The following is a 20,841-nucleotide window of genomic DNA, read 5'->3' as shown; positions in this document are numbered from 1 at the left end:
TACCATATGGCTATATGATTTACGAGTGCCGAAGATCGTTGATCACGAAGGCCGTCGGCGGTTGATCGCCCGCGCCTTCCAGGAGCAGGTGGCCGAGCTGGGCTTCGCGACCACGACGTACGCGCGGGTTGCCGCGAGCGCGAACATCTCGGTCGGTCTCATCCAGCACTACTTCGCCGATCGGCACGCGTTGGTCGAGTTCGCGTACGACGACCTCATCCGCTGCCGCGACGAGCGGATCGAGGCGGGCGTGGCGGCCGGTGAGAAGAAGCGGTGGCCGATCCGGCGGATCATCGACAGCGTGGTCCGCGAGCTGCTGCCGCTCGACGAGCAGCGCCGTCGCGAGCACCGGGTTGCGCGCCAGCTCCAACTCGCTGCCGTCCAGGATCCGGAGCTGGCCGTCCTCGCGATGGGCGCCCATGAGGCGCTGCGGCAGCGCGTGGCGACCGCAGTACGCAACGGCAAGGAGTGCGGGGAGGTCGAACCGGCTGTGGATGCGGACGTTGCCGCCGTACGGATCATCAGTGCCGTCTATGGTCTGGCCGACATCCTCTCCTTGCGGACCGATCGTCAGGAGGACCGGAGTCACCACCAGGTGCTCGATCCCGTCGTCGCCACCGTCTTCACCGGCGAGTGCCGTCGACCTTGACGGAGCTGTCGGGATTGTCGGAACCGCACTGCAGGATGTCGGTATGAGTTGGTCCACCGTCCACGACTATGTGCTGCGCGAGCGGTACGCCGAAGTGCACGAGCTGGCCGAGTGGTCGCCCTGGATGCCTTTCGAATCAGCCATTCCCAGCGCGCCCCGAGAACCCGGCGTCTACCTCCTGCGCGAACCGTTGACCGGCATCATCCGGTACGTCGGAATGGCGGGCGAGCGCGCTGCCGGCGGCCGGCCGCAAGGCCTGTACGGACGCTTGAAGATCTACCGCAACGGCAGAGGAGCCATCAGCGGCTTCGGCGAGGAAGCCCTCGACCGCGCCTTGGCCGACCCTGTCTGGCTGGAGCAACAACTCCAAGACCTCCGCGAGCACGGCCCCAAACGCGCCCAGGACTGGGCCCGCGAAGCAGTACTGCGCCTCGACCTGGAGGTCAGCTGGTCAGTGACCCCGGACACCAACGACGCCCGCTACCTGGAAACCCAGACCCTCACCCTGCTCCGAACATCGGGCCTGTGGAACCGCTGACCGTGCGCCCATTGTGATCCGCACCGCACCGGACCATGCTGGAACCACCGGAAAGCAAAAACTCCCGGCCAGTGAAGACTGACCAGGAGTTGCTGTGCGCGAGGGGGGAGTTGAACCCCCACGCCCTTTCGGGCACACGGACCTGAACCGTGCGCGTCTGCCTATTCCGCCACCCGCGCGCATGGTTGCTGTCCGGCCTCGAAAACTGCCATCTGCAACCGAGGAGAAACACTAGCACGGCCTGCGGCAGACTCTGACATTGCGGGTTCGGTCGAACCTGCCGATACGATCGATCGTCGTACCAGTGTGTTCACCACGCACCGGTGGACACGGGGTACGGCGAGCCTCTTGAAGGTGCCGTACGGCAAGCACGATCGTTGGGTCCACCCGACGACCGACCGTGGAGGAGGACGCGTGCGACCGCTGCAGCGCTTCGAGCGACGCCTCGAAGGCATCGTGAGTGGTGTCTTCGCGCGCGCGTTCAAGGGAGACGTCGAGCCGATCGAACTGGCCGCGGCGCTCAAGCGTGAGATCGACAACACTGCCCGGATCCTGTCCAGGGACCGCCGGCTGGTGCCGAACCACTTCACCATCGAGCTGGGCCCGGGTGACTTCGAGCGGCTGAACGCCTACGGCCGGACCCTGAACCACGAGCTCGCGAACGAACTGCGTGACCACGCGGACATCCAGCGCTACACCTTCTCCGGACCGATCGAGATCGAGTTGACCCAGGAAGACGAGCTGCCGACCGGCAAGTTCCGCGTCGTCAGCGCCACTGTCGGCAACCAGCGGCCGCAGCAACCGCCGCCGCCCCCGCCGCCGACGTACCAGCCGGCCCCCGACCCGAACGCGACCGTGCTGCAGAGCGCGCCCGTGCAACCGCCGCCCGGCCCCCCGCCGGTACGCCGCGGCCACCCGCAGGTGATGCTCGAGGTGAACGGCCGGCGCCGGCCGATCAACCCGCCGGGTGTGGTGCTCGGCCGGGGGACCGACGCCGACATCCAGATCAACGATCCGGGCGTGTCCCGGCGGCATGCGGAGATCCGGTTGATGCCCGAGGGACCCGGAGGTGTCAGGGTGGTCCTGGTCGACCTGGGGTCCACCAACGGCACCCTGGTCAACGGACGCCGGGCCGCCGAGGCCGAACTGACCGACGGATCGACCGTGAGGATCGGGAACACCACCATGACGCTGCGCCTTGCGGACGAGCCGATCGCCCAGCCGCCGAGCAGCGGGTGGTGATTGAGCTTCCATGTCGGAACTGACGCTGACCCTGATCAAACTGGGGTTCCTGGCCCTGTTGTGGATGTTCGTACTCGCGGTGCTGTCCGTGATCAGGTCCGACCTGTTCGGCGCCAAGGTCGATGCGCGGGCGATCGCGCCGGCCGCGTCGCCGCAACCCAACGGCCGCACCCCCAAGCCGGCCAAACCCGCCAAGAAGCGCAAGGGCCTGCCGGGCTCGGTGACGATCGCCGACGGCCCGCAGGCCGGGGTCGGGGCGACGCTGGGCGACGCGCCGGTCGTGATCGGCCGCGGCTCGGACTGCCAGATCCGCCTCGACGACGACTACTCGTCGACCCGGCACGCCCGGGTGTTCCCGTCGGAGGGCGAGTGGTGGGTCGAGGACCTGGGCTCGACCAACGGCACCTACCTGGACGGCCAGCGGGTCACCCGCCCCGTCCCGGCCGAGATCGGCGGTTCCATCCGGATCGGTCGCACGACGCTGAACATCGCGAAGTAGGGCGGCCAGAAATGACTACGCCGCCACATAAGGCCGCCTTCTCCAGTCCACGTCCCGAAGTAGGGCGCCGGTCATGACGCTTTCGCTGGACTACGCCGCACTGTCCGATGTCGGGCGGGTGCGCCGCAACAACGAGGACTCGGCGTACGCCGGTCCGAACCTGCTGCTGCTTGCCGACGGCATGGGTGGTGCCGCCGCGGGTGAGGTCGCCAGTGCCGCGGCCGTCCAGGTGATCCGCCGGCTGGACAAGCCCGGGATCACCGGCGAGGACATGATCGAGGCGCTTGCGGGCGCAGTACACCGCGCGAACGAGCGGCTGGCCGAGCTGGTCGAGGAGGACCCTGAGCGCGAAGGCATGGGCTCGACCGTCACCGCGCTGCTGTTCGACGGCCAGCAGCTCGGCCTCGCCCATCTCGGCGACTCGCGGGCCTACCGGATGCGCGACGGGCTGCTCTACCAGCTCAGCCACGACCACACGTTCGTCCAGTCACTCGTGGACGAAGGCCGGATCTCCAAGGAAGAGGCCTTCACCCATCCGCACCGCAACCTGATCCTCCGCGTCCTCGACGGCCGGCCCGACTCGGATCCGGACCTGGAGATCCTGGACGTCCAGGCCGGCGACCGCCTGCTGCTGTGCAGCGACGGCCTGCCCGACTACGTGAGCGACCAGGTGATCGCCACCTCGATGGCCGAAGGTACGCCGGACTCCGTGGTGGTCGAGCTGATCACCCACGCGCTCGAGGCGGGCTCCAACGACAACGTCACCTGCGTGGTGGCCGACGTGATCGAGACGGAGCCCAGCAGCGGGGTGCAGCCCCAGCTGGTCGGAGCCGCGGCCGAGCTGGCCCAGGGCAGCACCGGCCCGGCCACCACGACCATGCGCGCCACCCCCGGCGACGGGAGCAGCGGCGGTCACGGTCACGCCGACATCGACCCCGAGGAGCTCCGGTACGCGCCGCGGCCGCCCAAGCGCTTCCTGTGGCTGCGGCGACTCGCAGTACTGGTAGTAGTGCTCGGGCTGATCGGCGGAGGCGCGTGGTTCGCCTACAGCTGGAGCCAGAAGCAGTACTACGTCGGCACGGACGGCGACTATGTCGCCATCTACAAGGGTGTCGACCAGGCGATCCCCGGGCTCACCCTGTCCTCCCTGTACGAGAAGCAGGAGCTGCAGGTCGACAAGCTGCCGACGTACAGCCGGGAGCAGGTCGAGGGCACGATCCAGGCCGACGACCTGGCCGCAGCACGGCAGATCGTCAGTGAGCTGCAGCGGACCGCCCAGGAGTGCGCGGCCAAGGCGACGCCCAAGCCGAGCCCGAAGCCCAGCACCCCGCCCGCCACCGTCACACCGCCGGTGAGCAAGCCGCCGGTGAGCACCCCTGCCTCCACGCCGGTGTCGGCACCGGCTTCGACCCCGGGCAACGGCACTGTCAACCCGGGCGACTGCGACGGCGTCAGATGAGTATCGCCTCTACCTCCGTCATCCAGATCATCCCGCGCACCCGGCGCGGGGTGGAGCTGATGCTGCTCATCCTGGCCGTCGGCGTCTCGGTCGCGGCGTACGTCAACATCGGCCTGACCGTCCAGGGCAAGGTCCCCGCCAGCACCGGGTACTACGCGGCCGGCATCGCGCTGCTGGCCCTGATCGCCCACCTGGCCCTGCGCTACCGCGCCCCGTATGCCGATCCGGTGCTGCTGCCTTGCGCGGTGCTCCTCAACGGCCTCGGCGTCGCCATGATCCACCGCCTCGACCTGGGCATTGCGGCGGCCAGAGAGGCTGCCGGCCGCACACCAAGGTCTCCGGCGGCACCGCAGCAGATCACCTGGACAGCCGTCGGCGTGGTCCTCTTCCTGGTCGTCATCCTGCTGGTCCGGGACCATCGCCGGCTGCAGGCGCTGACCTACACGGCAGGCCTGGCCGGTCTGGTCCTGCTGGTTCTGCCGCTGGTCCCCGGCCTCGGTGTCGACCTGAACGGCGCCCGGATCTGGATCCACCTGGCCGGCATGTCCTTCCAGCCGGGCGAGTTCGCCAAGCTGTGCCTGGTGATCTTCTTCGCCGGCTACCTGGTGGTCAAGCGCGACGTACTGACCCTGGCCGGTCACCGCTTCCTCGGCCTCGACCTGCCGCGGGCCCGCGACCTGGGGCCGATCGGGATCGCCTGGGCGGTCAGCCTGGGCGTGCTGGTCTTCGAGAAGGACCTCGGCTCCTCGCTGCTGTTCTTCGGTCTCTTCCTCTTCCTGCTGTACGTCGCGACCGAGCGGGCCGGCTGGCTGATCATCGGTGGCCTGCTGTTCGCCGGTGGCGCCTTCTTCGCCTCCCAGACCTTCGGCCACGTGCAGAAGCGGGTCGACGGCTGGCTGAATCCGTTCGCGGAGGACCGCGGCCAGGTCGCGACCGGGCTGATGGGTCAGGCCTGGGGCGGCATCCTGGGCCGCGGTCTCGGTCAGGGCCGGCCGGACCTGACCCTGTACTCGCAGAGCGACTTCATCATCTCGTCGTTCGGTGAGGAGCTCGGACTGACCGGGATCATCGCGATCATCCTGGTCTACACGCTCATCATCGAGCGCGGTCTGCGGACCGCCCTGGGCTGCCGCGACATCTTCGGCAAGCTGATGGCCACCGGCCTGGCGATGTCCTTCGCCCTGCAGGTGTTCGTGATCATCGGCGGCGTGACCGGCCTGATCCCGCTGACCGGTCTGGCCACCCCGTTCATGGCACTGGGCGGTACGTCGCTGGTCGCCAACTGGGCGATCATCGCGCTGCTGCTCCGGATCAGTGACCAGGCCCGCCGGCCGCAGACCCCCGCGGCGCCGGTCTCCGACGACACGATCGCGATGGCGGTGCAGAAGCAGTGAACTCAGCAATCCGGCGGCTCGCCGTCGGCGCGATCGTCCTGATGCTCGCGCTGATGGCGAACTCGACCTATCTGCAGGCCTTCCGCTCCAACGAGCTGAACGGCCGCAACGACAACACCCGGGTGCGCGACCAGCAGTTCTCGGTGAACCGTGGCCCGATCCTGATCGGCAGCACGCCGATCGCGCAGAGCAAGGAAATCAACGACAAGTACAAGTACCAGCGCACCTACTCCAGCGGTCCGCTGTACGCGCCGGTGACCGGGTTCTACTCCTTCCAGTTCGGCCGCGGCGGCATCGAACTCAACCAGAACAGCGAGCTCAACGGCTCCGACCCATCGCTGGCGTTCCGGCGCGTGGTCGACGTACTGACCAACCAGCGGCAGCAGGGTGCGAGCGTGAGCCTGACCCTGAACGCGGCGGCCCAGCAGGCGGCGTACCAGGCGCTCGGGACCAAGAAGGGCGCGGTCGTCGCGCTCGACCCGAAGACCGGCAAGGTGCTCGCCCTGGTCAGCAAGCCGTCGTACGACCCGAACCTGCTCGCCTCGCACGACCTGGCCAAGGCCAGTGCGGCCTGGAAGCAGCTGAACGCGAGCGACGAGAAGCCGATGTCCAACCGGGCGATCAAAGAGCTCTACCCGCCTGGTTCGACCTTCAAGCTGGTTACCGCGGCGGCAGCGCTGTCCAGCGGCAAGTACAAGCCGGACACTGCGGTGCACTCACCGGCCGAGCTGCCGCTGCCGCAGACCACCGTCCCGCTGGTGAACGAGAACCGCCAGAACTGCGGTGGCAGCAACAACGCGACACTGACCATCGCCCTGCGGTACTCGTGCAACACCGCCTTCGGCTCGATCGCACTGGATCTGAAGGCGGACGCGCTGCGCGAGCAGGCGGAGAAGTTCGGTTTCGGCGAGCGGCAGCTGCCCGAGCTCGGCGCGGTCGCGAGCCAGTTCCCCGGCGACCCGAACGAGCCGCAGACCGCGCAGTCCGCGATCGGCCAGTTCGACGTCCGGGCGACCCCGCTGCAGATGGCGATGGTGGCGGCCGGGATCGCCAACAAGGGCGAAGTGATGAAGCCGTACCTGGTCCAGAGCGTCCGGACGATGGACCTGAAGACGATCTCGGAGACCAAGCCGGAGTCGCTGCACCAGGCGGTCAGCTCCGACGTCGCCGCCCAGTTGACCGGCATGATGGTCGATGTGGTCAACAACGGCACCGGCAAGCCGGGCCGGATCGACGGCGTCCAGGTGGCCGGCAAGACCGGGACCGCGCAGACGTCGAAGGAGCGGCCGCCGTTCGCGTGGTTCACCGCCTTCGCGCCGGCCGACAACCCGCAGGTCGCGGTGGCGGTGATGATCGAGGACGCCGGTGTGGAGCGGAACGAGATCGCCGGCGGAACCTTGGCGGCACCGGTCGCCAAGAAGGTGATGGAAGCGGTGCTCGGCCGGTGATGACGATGCGAGTCCGTCCGGTGACCGAGTGTCCCGTCGGCGGTGGGTCCCGGGAGGTCCGGGCTACCGTGGGCGTTTTGAGTGTGATTTGGCCGAGTTCGATCCGCGCAGGTTGGAAGGCAGAGTAATGACATCGCAGGCACGTCTCGTCGGCGGGCGCTACGAAGAGGGCGAACCGCTCGGTCGAGGGGGGATGGCAGACGTCCGCAAGGGCATCGACAACCGTCTGGGCCGGGCCGTGGCGATCAAGCGGCTGCGGGTCGACCTGGCCAGTGACTCGACCTTCCAGGCCCGGTTCCGGCGGGAGGCCCAGTCGGCCGCCTCGCTGAACCACCCGACGATCGTGTCGGTCTACGACACCGGCGAGGAGCCGGACCCGAACGGCTCCGGCATCACCATTCCGTACATCGTGATGGAACTGGTCACCGGTAAGACGCTGCGGGACCTGATCCGCGAGGGCCGCAAGATCATGCCCGAGCGCGCGCTGGAGATCACCTCCGGCGTCCTCGAGGCGCTCGACTACAGCCACCGGGCCGGCATCGTGCACCGCGACATCAAGCCCGGCAATGTGATGCTGACCCCGCAGGGCCAGGTCAAGGTGATGGACTTCGGCATCGCCCGGGCCGTCGCGGACACCTCGTCCACGATGACCCAGACGGCGGCCGTGATCGGCACCGCGCAGTACCTGTCGCCGGAGCAGGCGCGCGGCGAGACCGTGGACGCCCGTTCCGACCTGTACTCGACCGGCTGCCTGCTGTACGAACTGCTCGTCGGCCGGCCGCCGTTCGTCGGTGAGTCGCCGGTGTCGGTGGCCTACCAGCACGTCCGGGAAGAGCCGCTGCCGCCGTCCTCGTTCGATCCGGACATCCCGCCGGAGGTCGACGCGGTCGTGCTGAAGGCGCTGACCAAGAACCGCGAGCACCGGTACCAGAGCGCCAACGAGATGCGCCAGGACATCCACCGGGTGCTGGCCGGCCAGCAGGTGACCGCACCGATGGCGGCCGTCGCCGAGACCCGGTCGATGGCACCGACCCAGGTCGCGCCGGCCGCGGCCACGGTGCCGTACCAGCCGCAGTCCAACGACCTGCTGCCGCCCGACGACGGGGGCGACGAGGCCGAGACCGCGCGGGCCCGGCGCAACCGCGGGCTCGCCTACTTCCTGCTCGGCCTGGCGATCGTGGCGATCGCGGTCGGCGCCTACGCGCTGATCACGAACATGGGCGACAAGGACAAGGCCAACCCGGGTGGCGGCCAGACCACTTCCACCACCACCAGCCAGCCGGCCGAGCAGGTCGAGGTGCCGACGGTGGAAGGGCTTGCCCTCACGGCGGCGACCGAACTGCTGACTGCCGAGGGGCTGACGGTCAAGCCGACCTACCAGGCCAGCGACACGGTCGGGAAGAGCACGGTCATCAGCCAGAACCCGCCGTCGGGCACCAAGGTGGCCAAGAACTCGGCCGTGGCCCTGGTGGTCTCCTCCGGCCAGGCCGAGCCGAGCACCTTCCCGGTCCCGGATGTGCTGGGCAAGCCGGAGTCCGAGGCGAAGAAGCTGCTGCAGGACTCGCCCGGTGACTTCAAGGTGTCGTCGAACACCAAGGAGGTCGACAACGAGGCCCCCAAGGGCACCGTGATCAAGATCGATCCGGGCCCGGACCAGCAGTACCCGAAGGGTCAGCGGTTCACCCTGACCGTCTCGACCGGGCAGACCGAGGTGACCGTGCCGGACGTCGTGACGCTAACCAGGGCCGACGCCGAGAAGGAGCTCAAGGCGCTGGGGCTGACCGTCGGCATCCTCAACGACGACACGAACCCGAACGCCGTCGAGGACACCGTGACGAAGCAAAGCGTCAAGGCCGAGACGAAGGTCAAGCAGGGCACCAAGGTGACTCTGTACATCGCCGTCAAGCCCACCCCAACGAACACGCCGTCGCCGACCGAGACACCGATCACGCCGCCGATCACCATCGGTGGCGGTGGCGGCGAGAGCGAGAACTGACCGGGCACTGACCGAACGACGAAGGCCGCGGGAGTGGTTGCTCCCGCGGCCTTTTCGTCTGCTCGGTGGCTAGCTGACGACCGGGGCCATGCCGGCGGAGCGGTCGACGGCGCCGAGGTCGCCGCAGATCTGCAGCCAGTTGGCGAGCATCCGGTGGCCGCCCTCGGTCAGCACGGACTCGGGGTGGAACTGCACGCCCTCGACCGGCAGGTCCCGGTGCCGCGCGGCCATGATCACGCCGGCCTCGGTCCGGGCGGTCACCTGCAGCACGTCCGGCACGCTGTCCTGGGCGATCGCGAGCGAGTGGTACCGGGTCGCCGTGAACGGCGACGGCAACCCAGCCAGGACGCCGGCGCCCTCGTGGAAGACCTGACTGGTCTTGCCGTGCAGCAACTCGTCCGCGCGGCCGACCACACCGCCGTACGCGACTCCGATCGCCTGCAGGCCGAGGCAGACGCCGAAGATCGGGACCCGGCCGCCCATCTCCTTGACGATGTCCACGCACGCGCCCGCCTCTTCCGGCGTACCGGGGCCGGGGGAGAGCAGGACGCCGTCGTACTCCGCGACCTGGTCCGGGGTGACCTCGTCGTTGCGCAGCACGGTCGTGTCGGCCTGCAACTGCTGCAGGTACTGCACGAGGTTGTAGACGAAGGAGTCGTAGTTGTCGACAACGAGGATCCGCGGCATGCGGACCATTGTCACAGACCGCTCCGAATCAGCGCGTGGCCGTGGGGCTGACGGTCGGGGTCTTCTCGAAACCCGGCACCGTCGCGCTCTGCAGCTCCAGCGTGCCCTCGTAGGCGGGCATCGCGATCGAGGACTCGTTCTTCACCTCGTAGCCGAGCTGGAACCGGACCACGTAGTCCTGGAAGTTCTCGATGTACTTCGAGTCGTCCAGCGCCTGCTGCAGCTTCTGCCGGTCCCCGATCGCGGTGATCTTGTACGGCGGCAGGTAGGGCACACCGTGCAGCACGACCGAGTTGCCGACGCACTTGATCCCGGTGGTGGAGATCACCCGGTGGTTCTGGATCGAGATCGCGTCGGCGCCGCCGACCCACAGCGCGTTCACCACCGCCTGGATGTCCTGCTGGTGGATCACCAACCAGTCGGCGTCCACGTCCGGGTTGTCCTTGACCACCTGGGGCGGGGCGTCCTTGAGCGTGACGGTCAGGCCCGGCCCGGTGACCGGCGTCGTCCCGACCTGGGCGGACAGCTCCTTCAGCCGCCGGGCCAGTTTGGGCTCGATCGAGCCCTGCTGGGTCTGCAGCTTCTCGATGTCCTGGCTCAGGGCGGCGTGCTGGCGGGTCAGGCTGGCGCTGCGCCGGCTCTGTTCCTCGACGAGACCCGCGAGCGTAGTGTTGCGACTGGGACGCAGATCGGTACCGCGGGCGTTCGTCGCGCTGGTCGCGAACAGCAGCCCGGCGCACAGCAGCGCCACCGGCGCGCTCGCGCGCCAGAGTGAAAAACGCCGCAGCTTGCTCAACCCGTGATCCCCTTGCTCTCGTCTGCACTACGCTAACCGAGGCCAGAGCTAGCTTATGTGTCCGCTGTCCGTTACGAGGAGTCGAGTCGTGCCCGAGTCGAGCAGTCGCAAAACCAAGAAGTCCGCCACCGACAAGGTCAAGGTGGAGAAGACTCCGAAGAAGCCGCGTACCACCAGCCGGGTGTGGGTTGCCCCGCTGATGCTGGGTTGCTGGCTGCTCGGGCTGATCTGGCTGGTCGTCTTCTACGTGGCCGGCCAGGACATTCCGGTGATGCGCGACCTGAACAACTGGAACCTGCTGATCGGGATGGGCCTGATCGCCGTCGGTTTCGTCGTCTCCACCCAGTGGATCTAGTGTCCTGAGTCGGACCACGGATCTAGCCGGAGACCGGGCGCAACCGGCTCAGGTCCGTGGTCAACTGCCGCAGCGCGGGCGCGAAGGCGGCCCAGCTCGTCGGTGTCTCGGGGTTCCACGCAAGCGCCTGCCCGGCCTTGACGGCCGGCAGCCGCGCGTACGTCGGATACTTGGCCCGATCGGTGGTGAACATGGCGGCCGAGCGGGAGTCGAACAGGATCACGTCGGCCGGATACTTGTCGGCCAGCTCCCAGGAGACCTCCTCCCAGTGCGGCTCCGCCGGGTTGATCTTCGGGGTGATCAGCTCCAGACCGAGGTTCTTCAGCAGCGCGATGTCCGAGAAAGCGTCCGGATTGCCGAAGTAGAGCTTGTCCGGGGTGGCGGACAAGAAGAGCACGCGCAGGTCCTTCTTCGCCGCCGTCACCTCGCTCAGCCCTTTCGAGGCTGCGGCGAACTCCGCCTTGGCGGTGAGTACGGGCGCGGCTTTCAGATCCGCGCCCAGCGCGGTCGCGAGCTCGGCGTACCGGTCGATCACTTTGTCCACCGACAGCTTCAGGTAGTTGACGCCCAGCGTGGGCGCGACCGCCTCGATCGCCGCTACGGACTCCTTCGGGACGTACCAGAGTTCGTTCGCGATCTGCATCGGCGCGATCAGCAGGTCCGGCTGCAGCGCCGCGAACTTCTCCACCGCGAACTCACCGTAGGTCTCGCTGATCGAGGTGACGGCGTTCAGGTCGACGGACCCGGCCAGGTTGTTCGGCTTGCCGTCGGCGCCCTTGGTCGCTCCGAAGATGCCGATCGGCCGGACGCCGAGATCCCAGAGCGCGGCGGCGGCCGAGACCTGCGCGACCACCTTGGCGGGGCGGGCCGGGCGGGTGATCTTCACGCCGCGATCGTCGGTGAACTCCCACGGTCCGGTGCTCTGATCTGTCGATCCGGCTGGGTTCTGGTCGTTCGAGCAGGCGGCCAACAGGGCGGCTGCTCCGGCCGACGCGGCTCCGAGCAGGACTGACCTTCTCGACGGGCGGGCAGGAAAGAACACGGCGGGCCTCCCTGAGGGTGCTGGATAGGTGAGGCTTACCTTATCTGCCGCGCTGAATTACAGGGCTGTGGTTATCCACATGGGTATCCCCAGCTGTGCACAGTTTGCGGCGGACTTTTCCCCAGGTTGTCCCCGGCTTTGGCGCCGTTTGTGGCTAAAACAGGCGAAATCTGTGGATAAAGGAGGTTTGACCACCGCCTTATCCACAGCTGGGGAGCAAATCGGCCAGTCGGGCCGCGAAGTCCTGAGGAATCTCGTGACCGAGCCCTGGCACCCGCTCGACGGTGAAGCCCAGCTTGGTCAGCCGCTGCTCCGCGCCGTCCACAACCTCCAGCAGGTCGTCCTCCGTGCCGATCACAATGCTCGCCGGTGACAGCGTTCCTTGCGCCTGCTCTGGCAACTCCCGCAACGCAGGAGCCAGTACTACGGCTCCGCCCACCGGCACCGGGTCGGCGGACACGGCCCAGTTGATCGCCACCCGCCCACCGGCCGAGAACCCGGCCGCGATCATTGGCAGCGCCGTGAGTTCCGCCGGCAACTGCTCAAGTGCCCGCGCGATGTCAGCCGCCGCCTCCGCCGGGTCCGGCCAGGTCCGGTACATCGGCGACATCAACCGCGACGACTCCACCCCTACCAGCACATAACCAAGCTCAAGCACCCCGGCCCAATCCCGCATCGCATGAGCCGCTCGCTGCCCAGCCCCATGCAGGGCGACCACCACCCCCGGCCCGGCGGCTACGCCGCCTTGCTCTGAAGCGGAGGGGCGGGCAACTGTGCCGCCTTGCGCGGCGGGGGCGGCGGGCTTGCCGCCTGGCAGCTGGATCAGTGGGGGATCGTGGCGAGTCACTCGGCGGGTGCGGGAGAGGTCGACTATTGCTTGGAAAGCTGGGAGGTGTTGGAGGCCGATCAGGTCGTCGTCTTCGGTGAGGATGCCTTCGTCCCACCAGCCGCCGGCGTCGCTGGCCCGTTGCAAGGCGGCCAGCGCCTCCGTGCTTTCGCCGAGCGAGCCGAGCAGGCAGGCCCGGAGGTGAGCCAACTCCGCGGCCCACGGGGCGAGATCGGGCTCGGCGGTGTCCAGTAGATCCAGCGCGACCTGCTGCAGGCCCTCGTCGTACAGGGCAGCGATGCGGTCGGTCAGCTGGTCGTAGCGGTTCTCAGCAGTCTCCACCGGACGATCTTGGCAGGCGACGCGGAACTTCGCTGGAAATATATGTAGACGTCTACGTAGAGCCATGCGTATAGTTCTACGTAGGAGGAGATGCATGCCGAACAAGACGATCTATGTGTCCGACGACGACCTGGCGCTGTACAAACGAGCCCAGGAACTCGCCGGCAACCTGTCCCAAGCGATCTCGACCGCACTACGCCGGTACGTCGAGATGGAGGAAGGCCGGCTCGAGGGTTTCGACGAGATCACCGTCCGGGTCGGTCGCGGAACGGGCCGCAAGCAACGGTTCTCCGGGGTCCTGCTCGCCGAGGGCGGCCGGTCGAACAAGAACGGCTACGAGGCGTTCAAGGTCTACCGGAGCCGGACCGGCAAGTTCGTCCTGCACGCCGACCGGCGCAACCAGTACAACTCGAGCGCCACGGTCGACGGTGAGGAGCACAACCCCACCGGCTGGCGCAGCTGGGTCGGCAGTTTCAGTACCAACCAGACCTGGAGCATGGCCCAGGGCGAGGCGACGCTGCACGTCGTCGAAACGGTGGAGGAGCTCCGGGAGCTGATCCCGGAGGACCTCTACGCCCTGGTCGAGGAAGCGGCCGACCAGCCGGCCGTGGAGGACCTCGACATCTGATCCCCACCCGCTGACCAACTGAACAACCGATCCACCGTACGGCGGCTCGCACGGAGCCGGCCGACTGGATCAGCACGCCCTCGGCACCACCGGCCATCGCCGCGGCGACCGGCTGAATCTCCTCTCCGCATCTCCTCCGGAATCTCCCCAACCACCTGGGCCGGTTCACCCTGCCCGAAAACAAGCGAGGACCCATGAACAGCTCAACCCCGGCGATCGACGTCCGCGGCCTGCGGAAGTCCTACGGCGACCATCTGGTGCTCGACGGCATCGACCTGAACGTTGCCGAAGGCACCATCTTTGCCCTGCTCGGCCCGAACGGCGCCGGCAAGACCACGGTGGTCCAGATCCTGTCCACCCTGATCACCGCCGACGCCGGCGACCTGCACGTCGCCGGCCACGACCTGAGCAGCGACCCCGAAGCAGTCCGCGCCGCGATCGGCGTCACCGGCCAGTTCTCCGCGGTCGACGGCCTGCTGACCGGCCAGGAGAACCTGATCATGATGGCCGACCTGCACCACCTCGGCCGCCAGGAGGGCCGCCGCCGGGCCGCCGAACTGCTCGAGCGGTTCGACCTGGTCGAGGCCGGCAAGAAGCTCGCGATGACGTACTCCGGCGGGATGAAGCGCCGGCTCGACCTGGCGATGACGCTGGTCGGCGATCCGCGGATCATCTTCCTCGACGAACCGACGACCGGGCTCGACCCACGCAGCCGGCACACCATGTGGCAGCTCATCCGCGAACTGGTCTCCACCGGCGTCACGGTGCTGCTGACCACGCAGTACCTGGAAGAAGCCGACCAGCTCGCCGACAGGATCGCAGTACTGGATCACGGGAAGCTGGTTGCTCAGGGCACCCCGCAGCAGTTGAAGCGGCTGGCGCCGGGTGGACATGTGCGGCTGCGGTTCACTGCACCGGAGGAGTTCGCTCTGGCTGCGCAGGTCCTGCCGCAGGCCGCTCAGGACGAGGAGGCGCTGGTCCTCCAGGTGCCGAACGACGGCAGCGTGCACTCGCTGCGCGACCTGCTGTCCCGGATCGACGACGCCTCCCTGGAAGTGGACGAGCTGACCGTCCACACCCCCGACCTGGACGACGTGTTCTTCGCCGTCACCGGTCAGCCCGCCACCAACGCCACCACCGACGAGAAAGTGACCAGCAAATGAGCACCACGTCCTACCCGATGGCAGACACCGCCACGATGCTGCGCCGCAACCTGCGGCACGCCCTGCGCTACCCCGGCCTGTCCCTCGGCGCGATCGGAATGCCGGTCGTCATGCTGCTGCTGTTCGGCCTGGTCTTCGGCGACACCTTCTCGGCCGGCCTCGGCGGCGCCAGCACCGGCTTCGACTACATCGACTTCCTCACCCCCGGCATCCTGCTGATGGGCATCGCCTCCGGAATCATGTCCCCGGCGGTCGCCGCCAGCACCGACATGACCGAGGGCATCGTCGCAAGATTCCGCACGATGGCAATCTTCCGCCCAGCCGTCCTGACCGGCCACGTCATCGGCGCAACGATCCTGACCGTCCTCAGCCTGGTCCTGGTGGTCTGCTTCGCCATGCTGCTCGGCTTCCGCCCGAACGCTTCGTTCACCGACTGGCTGCTCGCCAGTGGGCTGCTGATCGGACTGACCGTCGCCTTCACCTGGTTCGGTATCGCACTAGGTCTGACCAGCAAGACACCGGAGGGCGCGAGCAACATCGTCCTACCCATCAGCTTCGTCCTCCCGTTCCTGAGCACCACCTTCATCCCCCTGGAGTCACTCCCCAGCGGCATCCGCTGGTTCGCCGAGTACCAGCCCTTCACCCCCATCATCGAAACCCTCCGCCACCTTCTCCTAGGCACCCCCAACGCCTCCGGCAACGGCTGGCTCTCAATCGCCTGGTGCGTAGCCATCGCCGTAGTCGGCTACTTCTGGTCCCAAAAGACCTACAACAAGGGCACCGCAGCCTGAAGGGTGCGGGAAAGCCGCTCCCGCTCAGCAAAGCAGGCATCGTCAGTTCCATCACGTACCGCCGGTGGCTCATCCAGCACCGGCGGTGCGTTTCGTTTGGGCCGGCGCCACACTCCAGACGTCCCCGCTCCACCACCGCGCCAGCATCACGCATTCGCTTCACCACCGCGGGGTCACGCGCGACAGCGCCAGTACTCGCAAGCGATGCAGCCGGCTTAGCGCAGCGGAGCAGGCGTCGCGAGCCCACCAACCCGCGGACTGTCTGCGACCCATCCAGCGTCAGCAGCACGTACGCCGCTCGGCGGCCTCCGACGCGCCCGCTCCACACCACCGCGGGGTCACGCGCGCCAACGCCAGTACTCGCAAGCGAAGCAGCCGGCGCAGCGAACCGAAGCAGGCCTCGCGAGCCCACCAACCTGCGCGCCGCCCGGCTCGTCCAGCGCCAGCGGTTCGTACGCCGCTCGGCGTCGCCTCCGATGCACCTGCTCCACCACGGGGGCAAGGTCGTGCGCGTGAGCGCCAGCACGGTGGGCTCGCACCCCCACTGGCGAGCTTGAACAAGATATGCATTGTCCGGCCCCGCCATTTGGGGTCCAAACCCACCGCTTGTTCACCCGCGATGCAGCCGGCGTAGCGAAGCGGAGCAGGCGTCGCGAGCCCACCCCGCGCCAGCATCACGCACTCGCCTCACCGCAGCGGGGGTCGCGCGCGCCAGCGCCAGTACTCACAGGCGATGCAGCCGGCGCAGCGCAGCGAAGCAGGCGCCGCGAGCCCACCCGATGCGCGTGCCGCCCGTGGCTCGTTCGGCGCCAAGCGGTTCGCCCGTCGGCCCGGCGTCGCACCATTCGCGCTCGCCTAACCCGCCGCGCGGGGTCGTGCGCGGCAGCGCCAGTTCTCGCTGGCGAAGCAGCCGGCGGAGCGAAGCGGAGCAGGCGTCGCGAGCCCGACGCGTCAGGTTCTGGCGGGTACTGCGCCTAGTTGGTTGGCTCGGGTGCGGATGTGGGCTGGGACCAAGAGGTCGCAGTCTGGGTTGGTGATCGGCTCCTCCGCGACGACGCGGAGGGGGATTACGCCGGTCCAGTAGGGGAGGTCGAGGTCTGCTTCGTCGTCGTTGGCGGCGCCGGCTCGGGTTTTGACCGAGGCTTCGGTGAGCGGCAGCGCCAGGACGGACGTCTTGGCCAGCTCCTTGCGGCTCGGCGGCCGGACTGCGCCGGAGCGGCCCGGGACGAGGTGGTCGACGATTCGGTTGAGGCCGTGGAGCTTTTCGGCTGGGTCGGTGAGGAGGGTTGGTACGCCGAAGATCACCGCCGAGCGGTAGTTGACCGAGTGGTGGAAGGCGGAGCGGGCGAGCACCAGGCCGTCGGCGTGGGTGACGGTGACGCAGATCGTCTGGTCCGGCGACGCGACCACGCTCCGGGCGGCGACCGAGCCGTGCAGATAGAGCACCCCGTCTTCGCCCGCGTCCAGGTCCACCCCGTACGCCGTGGGCAGCACCAGCGGGGCTCCGTCGACGACTACTCCGAGGTGGCAGAACATGCCGTCGCGGAGGACGTCGTGCAGGGCGGCGCGGTCGGTGGCGGCGCGGTCCTTCTCCCTGCGGAGTCTGGTCCGATCGGTCGGCGAGAGCGGCGTGGTGATGGTCATGGTCCCATCGTGGCGACTCAATGGCATGCTGGCACGGTCCATTCCCGAACGAATCAGGTAGTCCACTTGGACAGCTCGTTCCCACTCGTCCTGAGCCGCGCCGGCAGCGGCCCGCTGCATCTGCAGCTGGCCGAGCAGTTCCGCGCGGCCATTCGCGACGGCCGCCTGCAGGCTGGGCACCGCCTGCCGTCCACCCGCGACCTGGCCAAGGAGCTCTCCGTGTCGCGCTCGGTGGCGCAAGCGGCGTACGACCAGCTGCATGCCGAGGGCTGGATCGCAGGACGGACCGGCTCGGGCACCTACGTAGCGGACGTAGTACCCCTGCAGCCGGTACTGCGGACACCCGCGCGCAGTCCCGAGCCTGCTGGGCCGCCGTTGCTGACACTGCGTCCGGGGATCCCGTACATCAGCCCTGTAGCCGACGCCGGCTGGAAGCGGGCCTGGCGAGAGGTGTCGACCCAGGCTCCGGCCAGCGGCTACGACCATCCCGCTGGCCTACCGGAACTACGCGCTGCTCTGGCTGGGCATGTAGGACGCGTCCGCGGCATCGCCTGCGGCCCGGAGAACCTGTTGATCACAGACGGCACCTCACACGGCCTGCGACTACTGCTGTCCGTGACCCGACAGCCGGGCGACCGGATCGCCATCGAGGACCCCGGTTTCGCTACCGCGGTCTCAGCCGCTCGCCAGCACGAACTCAAGGTTGTGGACATCGGTGTGGACGAAGACGGCCTGAGAGTTTCCGATCTCCGCGAGGACCTGTCGGCGGTCTACGTGACGCCCTCACACCAGTACCCGCTCGGCGGCCGCCTCCCCGTCGCCAGGCGCAACGAGCTGATCCGCTGGGCAAGGCGCACGGGAGCGACACTGATCGAGGACGACTACGACAGCGAGTTCCGGTACGACGTCGCGCCACTACCCGCGCTGGCGCAGCTGGACCTCGACCGCGTGGTCCACCTGGGCACCCTGTCGAAGGTGCTCAGCCCTGCCCTGCGACTGGGCTGGCTGGTCGCGTCCCCCGACGTGGTCGACCGGCTGGCGGCGTACCGGGAGGAGGTCGGCGACTGGCCCGGCTGGCCGATGCAGGCGGCGTTCCTGGCCATGCTTCGGGATGGCTACCTTGACCAGGTCATCCGCAGATCCAAACGCCTGTACTCCGAACGCCGCAACCGCACCTGCGCCGCACTCGCCCCCTACGGCCAGATCGTCGGCCAGGACGCAGGACTCCACATCACCCTGCTGCTACCCGGCACAGACGACCGGGCCCTCTCGGCCGAGGCAAGAGCGGCTGGAGTCGTGGTTGCCCCACTCTCGGACTACCAGCGCTCTGTCCCCGGACCTCCGGGCCTGGTGATCGGCTACGCCACCCCTCCTGACGACGTAGCCTTCCACCAGGCCCTGGACGTGCTCTGCGAAGTGCTCAGTCGCCGTTGAGCGGGTCAAGGAACCAGACCGGGCCCCAGCGGAAGTTGACCGCGTCCGGGTAGCGGCCAGTGGTCTTGCCGAGACTGTTGATGACAGTGGACGCACCGTTCGCGTGACCGACGGCGTACAGGAAGCCGGACTTGGTCTCCTTGTCGATGGCGAGCAGCAGGGTGCCGTACTGGCCACACTTGTTGGCGATCAGCTTGTCGAGGCTGCCCCAGCCGGAAGCGCGAACCTTGGTCACGACCGGCTTCATCGGTGACGTCGCCGGGATCCGGATGGTGTAGAGCGCTCCGCTGCGGGTGTTCGCCAGGAAGGTGTCGTAGGTGGCCGTCTTGCTGATCAGTGCCATCGACTTGACCGCGCTGAAGCCGGCGGCGGATCCCTTAGCGCGCCAGGCAGCCGGGGCCCTGGTGTCCCACCGGAACAGTGTCCCGTCGCTGCGCAGCCCGTACGCCGAGTGGCGGGCCCGGGAACTGTCCTCCCACGACGACGTCTCCAGTCCAACGAAGTTGGTCCAGCCGCCGCCGATCCGCTGGAACGCGTTCGGCACGCTCGGGTCTATGCCGCCGGCGCCGGTCCGCCAGTAGGTGTGCCAGTAGAGGCTGTCGCCCTGGATGACGAAGCCGGCCACGTCCGCGCCCGAGATGTTCGGTTCGTTCGTGTACATCGACGTGATGCGTGCCTTGCCCGGCTGGAACACCCCGGCGACCGCGGGTTGATCCTTCTTGGTCGGCGGCGTAGCGGCGGTGACGATGCTGCTGGCATGACTACCGGCAGCCGTCACCGAGCCGGGGTTCATAGAGCAGGCCGCAGTGGTGCTCTGCGCGCTCGTGGGGGTGGCATGAGCGGGTGCCACCAGCGCTGCGGCTCCCAGCACGGCCGCGCCGGCCAGAGTGAGGCCGGCGCGGAAGAGGTTCTGTCGTGTCGAGGTCATACATCAAGTGATGCGGCGTGGCCCGGAAAAGTTAGGGCTTCTCCGGGTTGTCTTTCCTCGGCGGCTGGACGACGGGGACGTCGCCGTTCCAGGTGAGCTCGGACAGCCACATCGTGCGGCCGGGTGGATCGGCACCGACCAGGGCCGGATCCCAGGCGTGGTAGACGAACCAGTAGCGGTCGTCCTTCATCAGCACCATGTTGTGGCCGGGACCGGCGGCGTCCGCCGAGGTCGTCAGGATGGGATCGCCTGACTTCGTGCACGGCCCCGCTGGAGAAGTGCAGAGCACGTGCCCGACGGCGTACTCGGCCTTGTCGTAGGCGTTGGCCGAGTAGAAGAGATGGAACTTTCCGTTGCGTTCGACAACGTACGGCGCCTCGACCAGGTCGCCTTCCCACGGCAGCGTCTGCTTGATCAGGCGGGTGGTCTCGCCGGTCAGCGTCAGCCCGTCATCGGACAGCCGGGACACGTAGATCCAGGTGTCGGCGCCGACCGCGTTGCCGTCGTTCTTCCAGTACAGCCAGCGCCGACCGCTCGAGTCCTGGAACGGGCTGGCGTCGATCGAACCACCCTCGGCTACCTGACAGATCAGGGGATTACTCGATTTGTCGACAAAGGGACCTTTAGCCGAGGATGCCACCGCGACACCCACGCACTGACGCCCGGACTTGTCGTCGGAAGTCGTGTAGTACATGACAAAACGATCAGGTCCGTGGACTGCGACCTCTGGCGCCCACACCTTGCCCGCTGAGGTCCAGTCGGGGAGCGCGGGCAGTGCGTCGCCGACTTGTTCCCACGAAACCAGGTCCGTGGACTTCAGCGTCTGGATGTTGCCGAGCGGCCCGTTGGTCGCATAGGCGTAGTACTCCGAGGCCGCGATCACGTGCGGGTCGGCGAAGTTGTTGTCGTACACCGGGTTCGTGAAGCCCATTGAGGTCCCTTCAGCACCGCCGGGGTTGTCGCTGCTGCTATTGCTGCTG

At 68.1% G+C, this 20,841-nt stretch carries 20 protein-coding genes and 1 tRNA gene; 13 read left to right on the top strand and 8 right to left on the bottom strand.

Annotated features, from left to right (window positions below):
• The first annotated feature begins 25 nt into the window (after positions 1–25).
• Both ACQPYM_RS00435 and ACQPYM_RS00430 read left to right on the top strand, forming a co-directional pair.
• Positions 26–649, top strand: coding sequence for a TetR/AcrR family transcriptional regulator (locus ACQPYM_RS00435; protein ID WP_433013032.1), 624 nt, complete (start codon positions 26–28; stop codon positions 647–649).
• A gap of 43 nt (positions 650–692) precedes the next feature.
• Positions 693–1,187, top strand: a complete 495-nt coding sequence (locus ACQPYM_RS00430) for a hypothetical protein (protein ID WP_433013030.1) — start codon at positions 693–695, stop codon at positions 1,185–1,187.
• Positions 1,188–1,282: 95 nt separating this feature from the next.
• Here ACQPYM_RS00430 and ACQPYM_RS00425 read toward each other — a convergent pair.
• A tRNA-Leu gene (locus tag ACQPYM_RS00425) sits at positions 1,283–1,366 on the bottom strand.
• A 235-nt stretch (positions 1,367–1,601) separates the two neighbouring features.
• Between ACQPYM_RS00425 and ACQPYM_RS00420 the strand changes: the two genes are divergently transcribed.
• The 6 genes from ACQPYM_RS00420 to pknB all read left to right on the top strand — a co-directional run bounded on the left by ACQPYM_RS00420 (position 1,602) and on the right by pknB (position 9,225).
• On the top strand, positions 1,602–2,429 hold the full coding sequence (locus ACQPYM_RS00420) for an FhaA domain-containing protein (RefSeq protein ID WP_433013028.1): 828 nt from the start codon (positions 1,602–1,604) through the stop codon (positions 2,427–2,429).
• Between the two features lie 10 nt (positions 2,430–2,439).
• Positions 2,440–2,928 carry an FHA domain-containing protein FhaB/FipA gene (locus ACQPYM_RS00415; RefSeq protein ID WP_433013026.1) on the top strand — a complete coding sequence of 163 codons (489 nt, stop codon included), beginning with the start codon at positions 2,440–2,442 and terminating at the stop codon, positions 2,926–2,928.
• 73 nt (positions 2,929–3,001) lie between these two features.
• A complete protein-coding gene (locus ACQPYM_RS00410; protein ID WP_433013024.1) occupies positions 3,002–4,387 on the top strand; it encodes a PP2C family protein-serine/threonine phosphatase in 1,386 nt (461 codons plus the stop codon).
• Entirely contained in the window at positions 4,384–5,781 is a 1,398-nt protein-coding gene (locus ACQPYM_RS00405) for an FtsW/RodA/SpoVE family cell cycle protein (RefSeq protein ID WP_433013022.1), read from the top strand. The genes ACQPYM_RS00410 and ACQPYM_RS00405 overlap by 4 nt, the downstream gene beginning before the upstream one ends.
• Positions 5,778–7,229: a peptidoglycan D,D-transpeptidase FtsI family protein gene (locus ACQPYM_RS00400; protein ID WP_433013020.1), complete on the top strand. Its 1,452-nt coding sequence runs from the start codon at positions 5,778–5,780 to the stop codon at positions 7,227–7,229. Before ACQPYM_RS00405 ends, ACQPYM_RS00400 begins: the two co-directional genes overlap by 4 nt.
• A 127-nt stretch (positions 7,230–7,356) precedes the next feature.
• On the top strand, positions 7,357–9,225 hold the full coding sequence (gene pknB, locus ACQPYM_RS00395; RefSeq protein WP_433013018.1) for a Stk1 family PASTA domain-containing Ser/Thr kinase: 1,869 nt from the start codon (positions 7,357–7,359) through the stop codon (positions 9,223–9,225).
• A 69-nt stretch (positions 9,226–9,294) separates the two neighbouring features.
• Here the strand turns inward: pknB and ACQPYM_RS00390 are convergent, their stop codons facing one another.
• Both ACQPYM_RS00390 and ACQPYM_RS00385 read right to left on the bottom strand, forming a co-directional pair.
• The gene (locus tag ACQPYM_RS00390) at positions 9,295–9,912 is read right to left on the bottom strand and encodes an aminodeoxychorismate/anthranilate synthase component II (protein WP_433013016.1); all 618 of its coding nucleotides are present in this window, start codon (positions 9,910–9,912) and stop codon (positions 9,295–9,297) included.
• A gap of 28 nt (positions 9,913–9,940) precedes the next feature.
• Positions 9,941–10,708 (bottom strand): DUF881 domain-containing protein, encoded by a 768-nt coding sequence (locus tag ACQPYM_RS00385; protein WP_433013014.1) that lies wholly within the window; start codon positions 10,706–10,708, stop codon positions 9,941–9,943.
• A gap of 88 nt (positions 10,709–10,796) precedes the next feature.
• On the opposite strand from ACQPYM_RS00385, the gene ACQPYM_RS00380 reads away from it, so the two are divergent.
• Positions 10,797–11,063, top strand: a complete 267-nt coding sequence (locus ACQPYM_RS00380) for a cell division protein CrgA (RefSeq protein WP_360276720.1) — start codon at positions 10,797–10,799, stop codon at positions 11,061–11,063.
• A gap of 22 nt (positions 11,064–11,085) precedes the next feature.
• Here the strand turns inward: ACQPYM_RS00380 and ACQPYM_RS00375 are convergent, their stop codons facing one another.
• On the bottom strand, positions 11,086–12,105 hold the full coding sequence (locus ACQPYM_RS00375) for an ABC transporter substrate-binding protein (protein ID WP_433013012.1): 1,020 nt from the start codon (positions 12,103–12,105) through the stop codon (positions 11,086–11,088).
• Positions 12,106–12,304: 199 nt separating this feature from the next.
• Positions 12,305–13,273, bottom strand: a complete 969-nt coding sequence (locus ACQPYM_RS00370) for an alpha/beta hydrolase (RefSeq protein WP_433013010.1) — start codon at positions 13,271–13,273, stop codon at positions 12,305–12,307.
• 94 nt (positions 13,274–13,367) lie between these two features.
• Here ACQPYM_RS00370 and ACQPYM_RS00365 point away from each other — a divergent pair, with 94 nt between their 5' ends.
• The 3 genes from ACQPYM_RS00365 to ACQPYM_RS00355 all read left to right on the top strand — a co-directional run bounded on the left by ACQPYM_RS00365 (position 13,368) and on the right by ACQPYM_RS00355 (position 15,855).
• Positions 13,368–13,901, top strand: a complete 534-nt coding sequence (locus ACQPYM_RS00365) for an EXLDI protein (RefSeq protein ID WP_433013008.1) — start codon at positions 13,368–13,370, stop codon at positions 13,899–13,901.
• 194 nt (positions 13,902–14,095) lie between these two features.
• Positions 14,096–15,064 (top strand): ATP-binding cassette domain-containing protein, encoded by a 969-nt coding sequence (locus tag ACQPYM_RS00360; protein ID WP_433013006.1) that lies wholly within the window; start codon positions 14,096–14,098, stop codon positions 15,062–15,064.
• The gene (locus tag ACQPYM_RS00355) at positions 15,061–15,855 is read left to right on the top strand and encodes an ABC transporter permease (protein ID WP_433013004.1); all 795 of its coding nucleotides are present in this window, start codon (positions 15,061–15,063) and stop codon (positions 15,853–15,855) included. The genes ACQPYM_RS00360 and ACQPYM_RS00355 overlap by 4 nt, the downstream gene beginning before the upstream one ends.
• A gap of 951 nt (positions 15,856–16,806) precedes the next feature.
• Here ACQPYM_RS00355 and ACQPYM_RS00350 read toward each other — a convergent pair.
• Positions 16,807–17,499, bottom strand: a complete 693-nt coding sequence (locus tag ACQPYM_RS00350) for a pyridoxamine 5'-phosphate oxidase family protein (protein WP_433013002.1) — start codon at positions 17,497–17,499, stop codon at positions 16,807–16,809.
• A gap of 66 nt (positions 17,500–17,565) precedes the next feature.
• On the opposite strand from ACQPYM_RS00350, the gene ACQPYM_RS00345 reads away from it, so the two are divergent.
• Positions 17,566–18,933 carry a PLP-dependent aminotransferase family protein gene (locus ACQPYM_RS00345; RefSeq protein WP_433013000.1) on the top strand — a complete coding sequence of 456 codons (1,368 nt, stop codon included), beginning with the start codon at positions 17,566–17,568 and terminating at the stop codon, positions 18,931–18,933.
• Here the strand turns inward: ACQPYM_RS00345 and ACQPYM_RS00340 are convergent.
• Together ACQPYM_RS00340 and ACQPYM_RS00335 are read right to left on the bottom strand one after the other, a co-directional pair.
• Positions 18,920–19,861 carry a hypothetical protein gene (locus ACQPYM_RS00340; protein ID WP_433012998.1) on the bottom strand — a complete coding sequence of 314 codons (942 nt, stop codon included), beginning with the start codon at positions 19,859–19,861 and terminating at the stop codon, positions 18,920–18,922. The two genes, ACQPYM_RS00345 and ACQPYM_RS00340, sit on opposite strands and share 14 nt — an antisense overlap.
• 31 nt (positions 19,862–19,892) lie before the next feature.
• Positions 19,893–20,792, bottom strand: a complete 900-nt coding sequence (locus tag ACQPYM_RS00335) for a glycoside hydrolase family 43 protein (RefSeq protein WP_433012996.1) — start codon at positions 20,790–20,792, stop codon at positions 19,893–19,895.
• Positions 20,793–20,841: the final 49 nt, after the last annotated feature.

The sequence above is a fragment of the Kribbella sp. CA-294648 genome (assembly GCF_050943845.1).
Classification (GTDB): domain Bacteria; phylum Actinomycetota; class Actinomycetes; order Propionibacteriales; family Kribbellaceae; genus Kribbella.
Note: the sequence above shows the minus strand (reverse complement) of the source record. Positions and strands in the feature narration are given on the sequence as shown.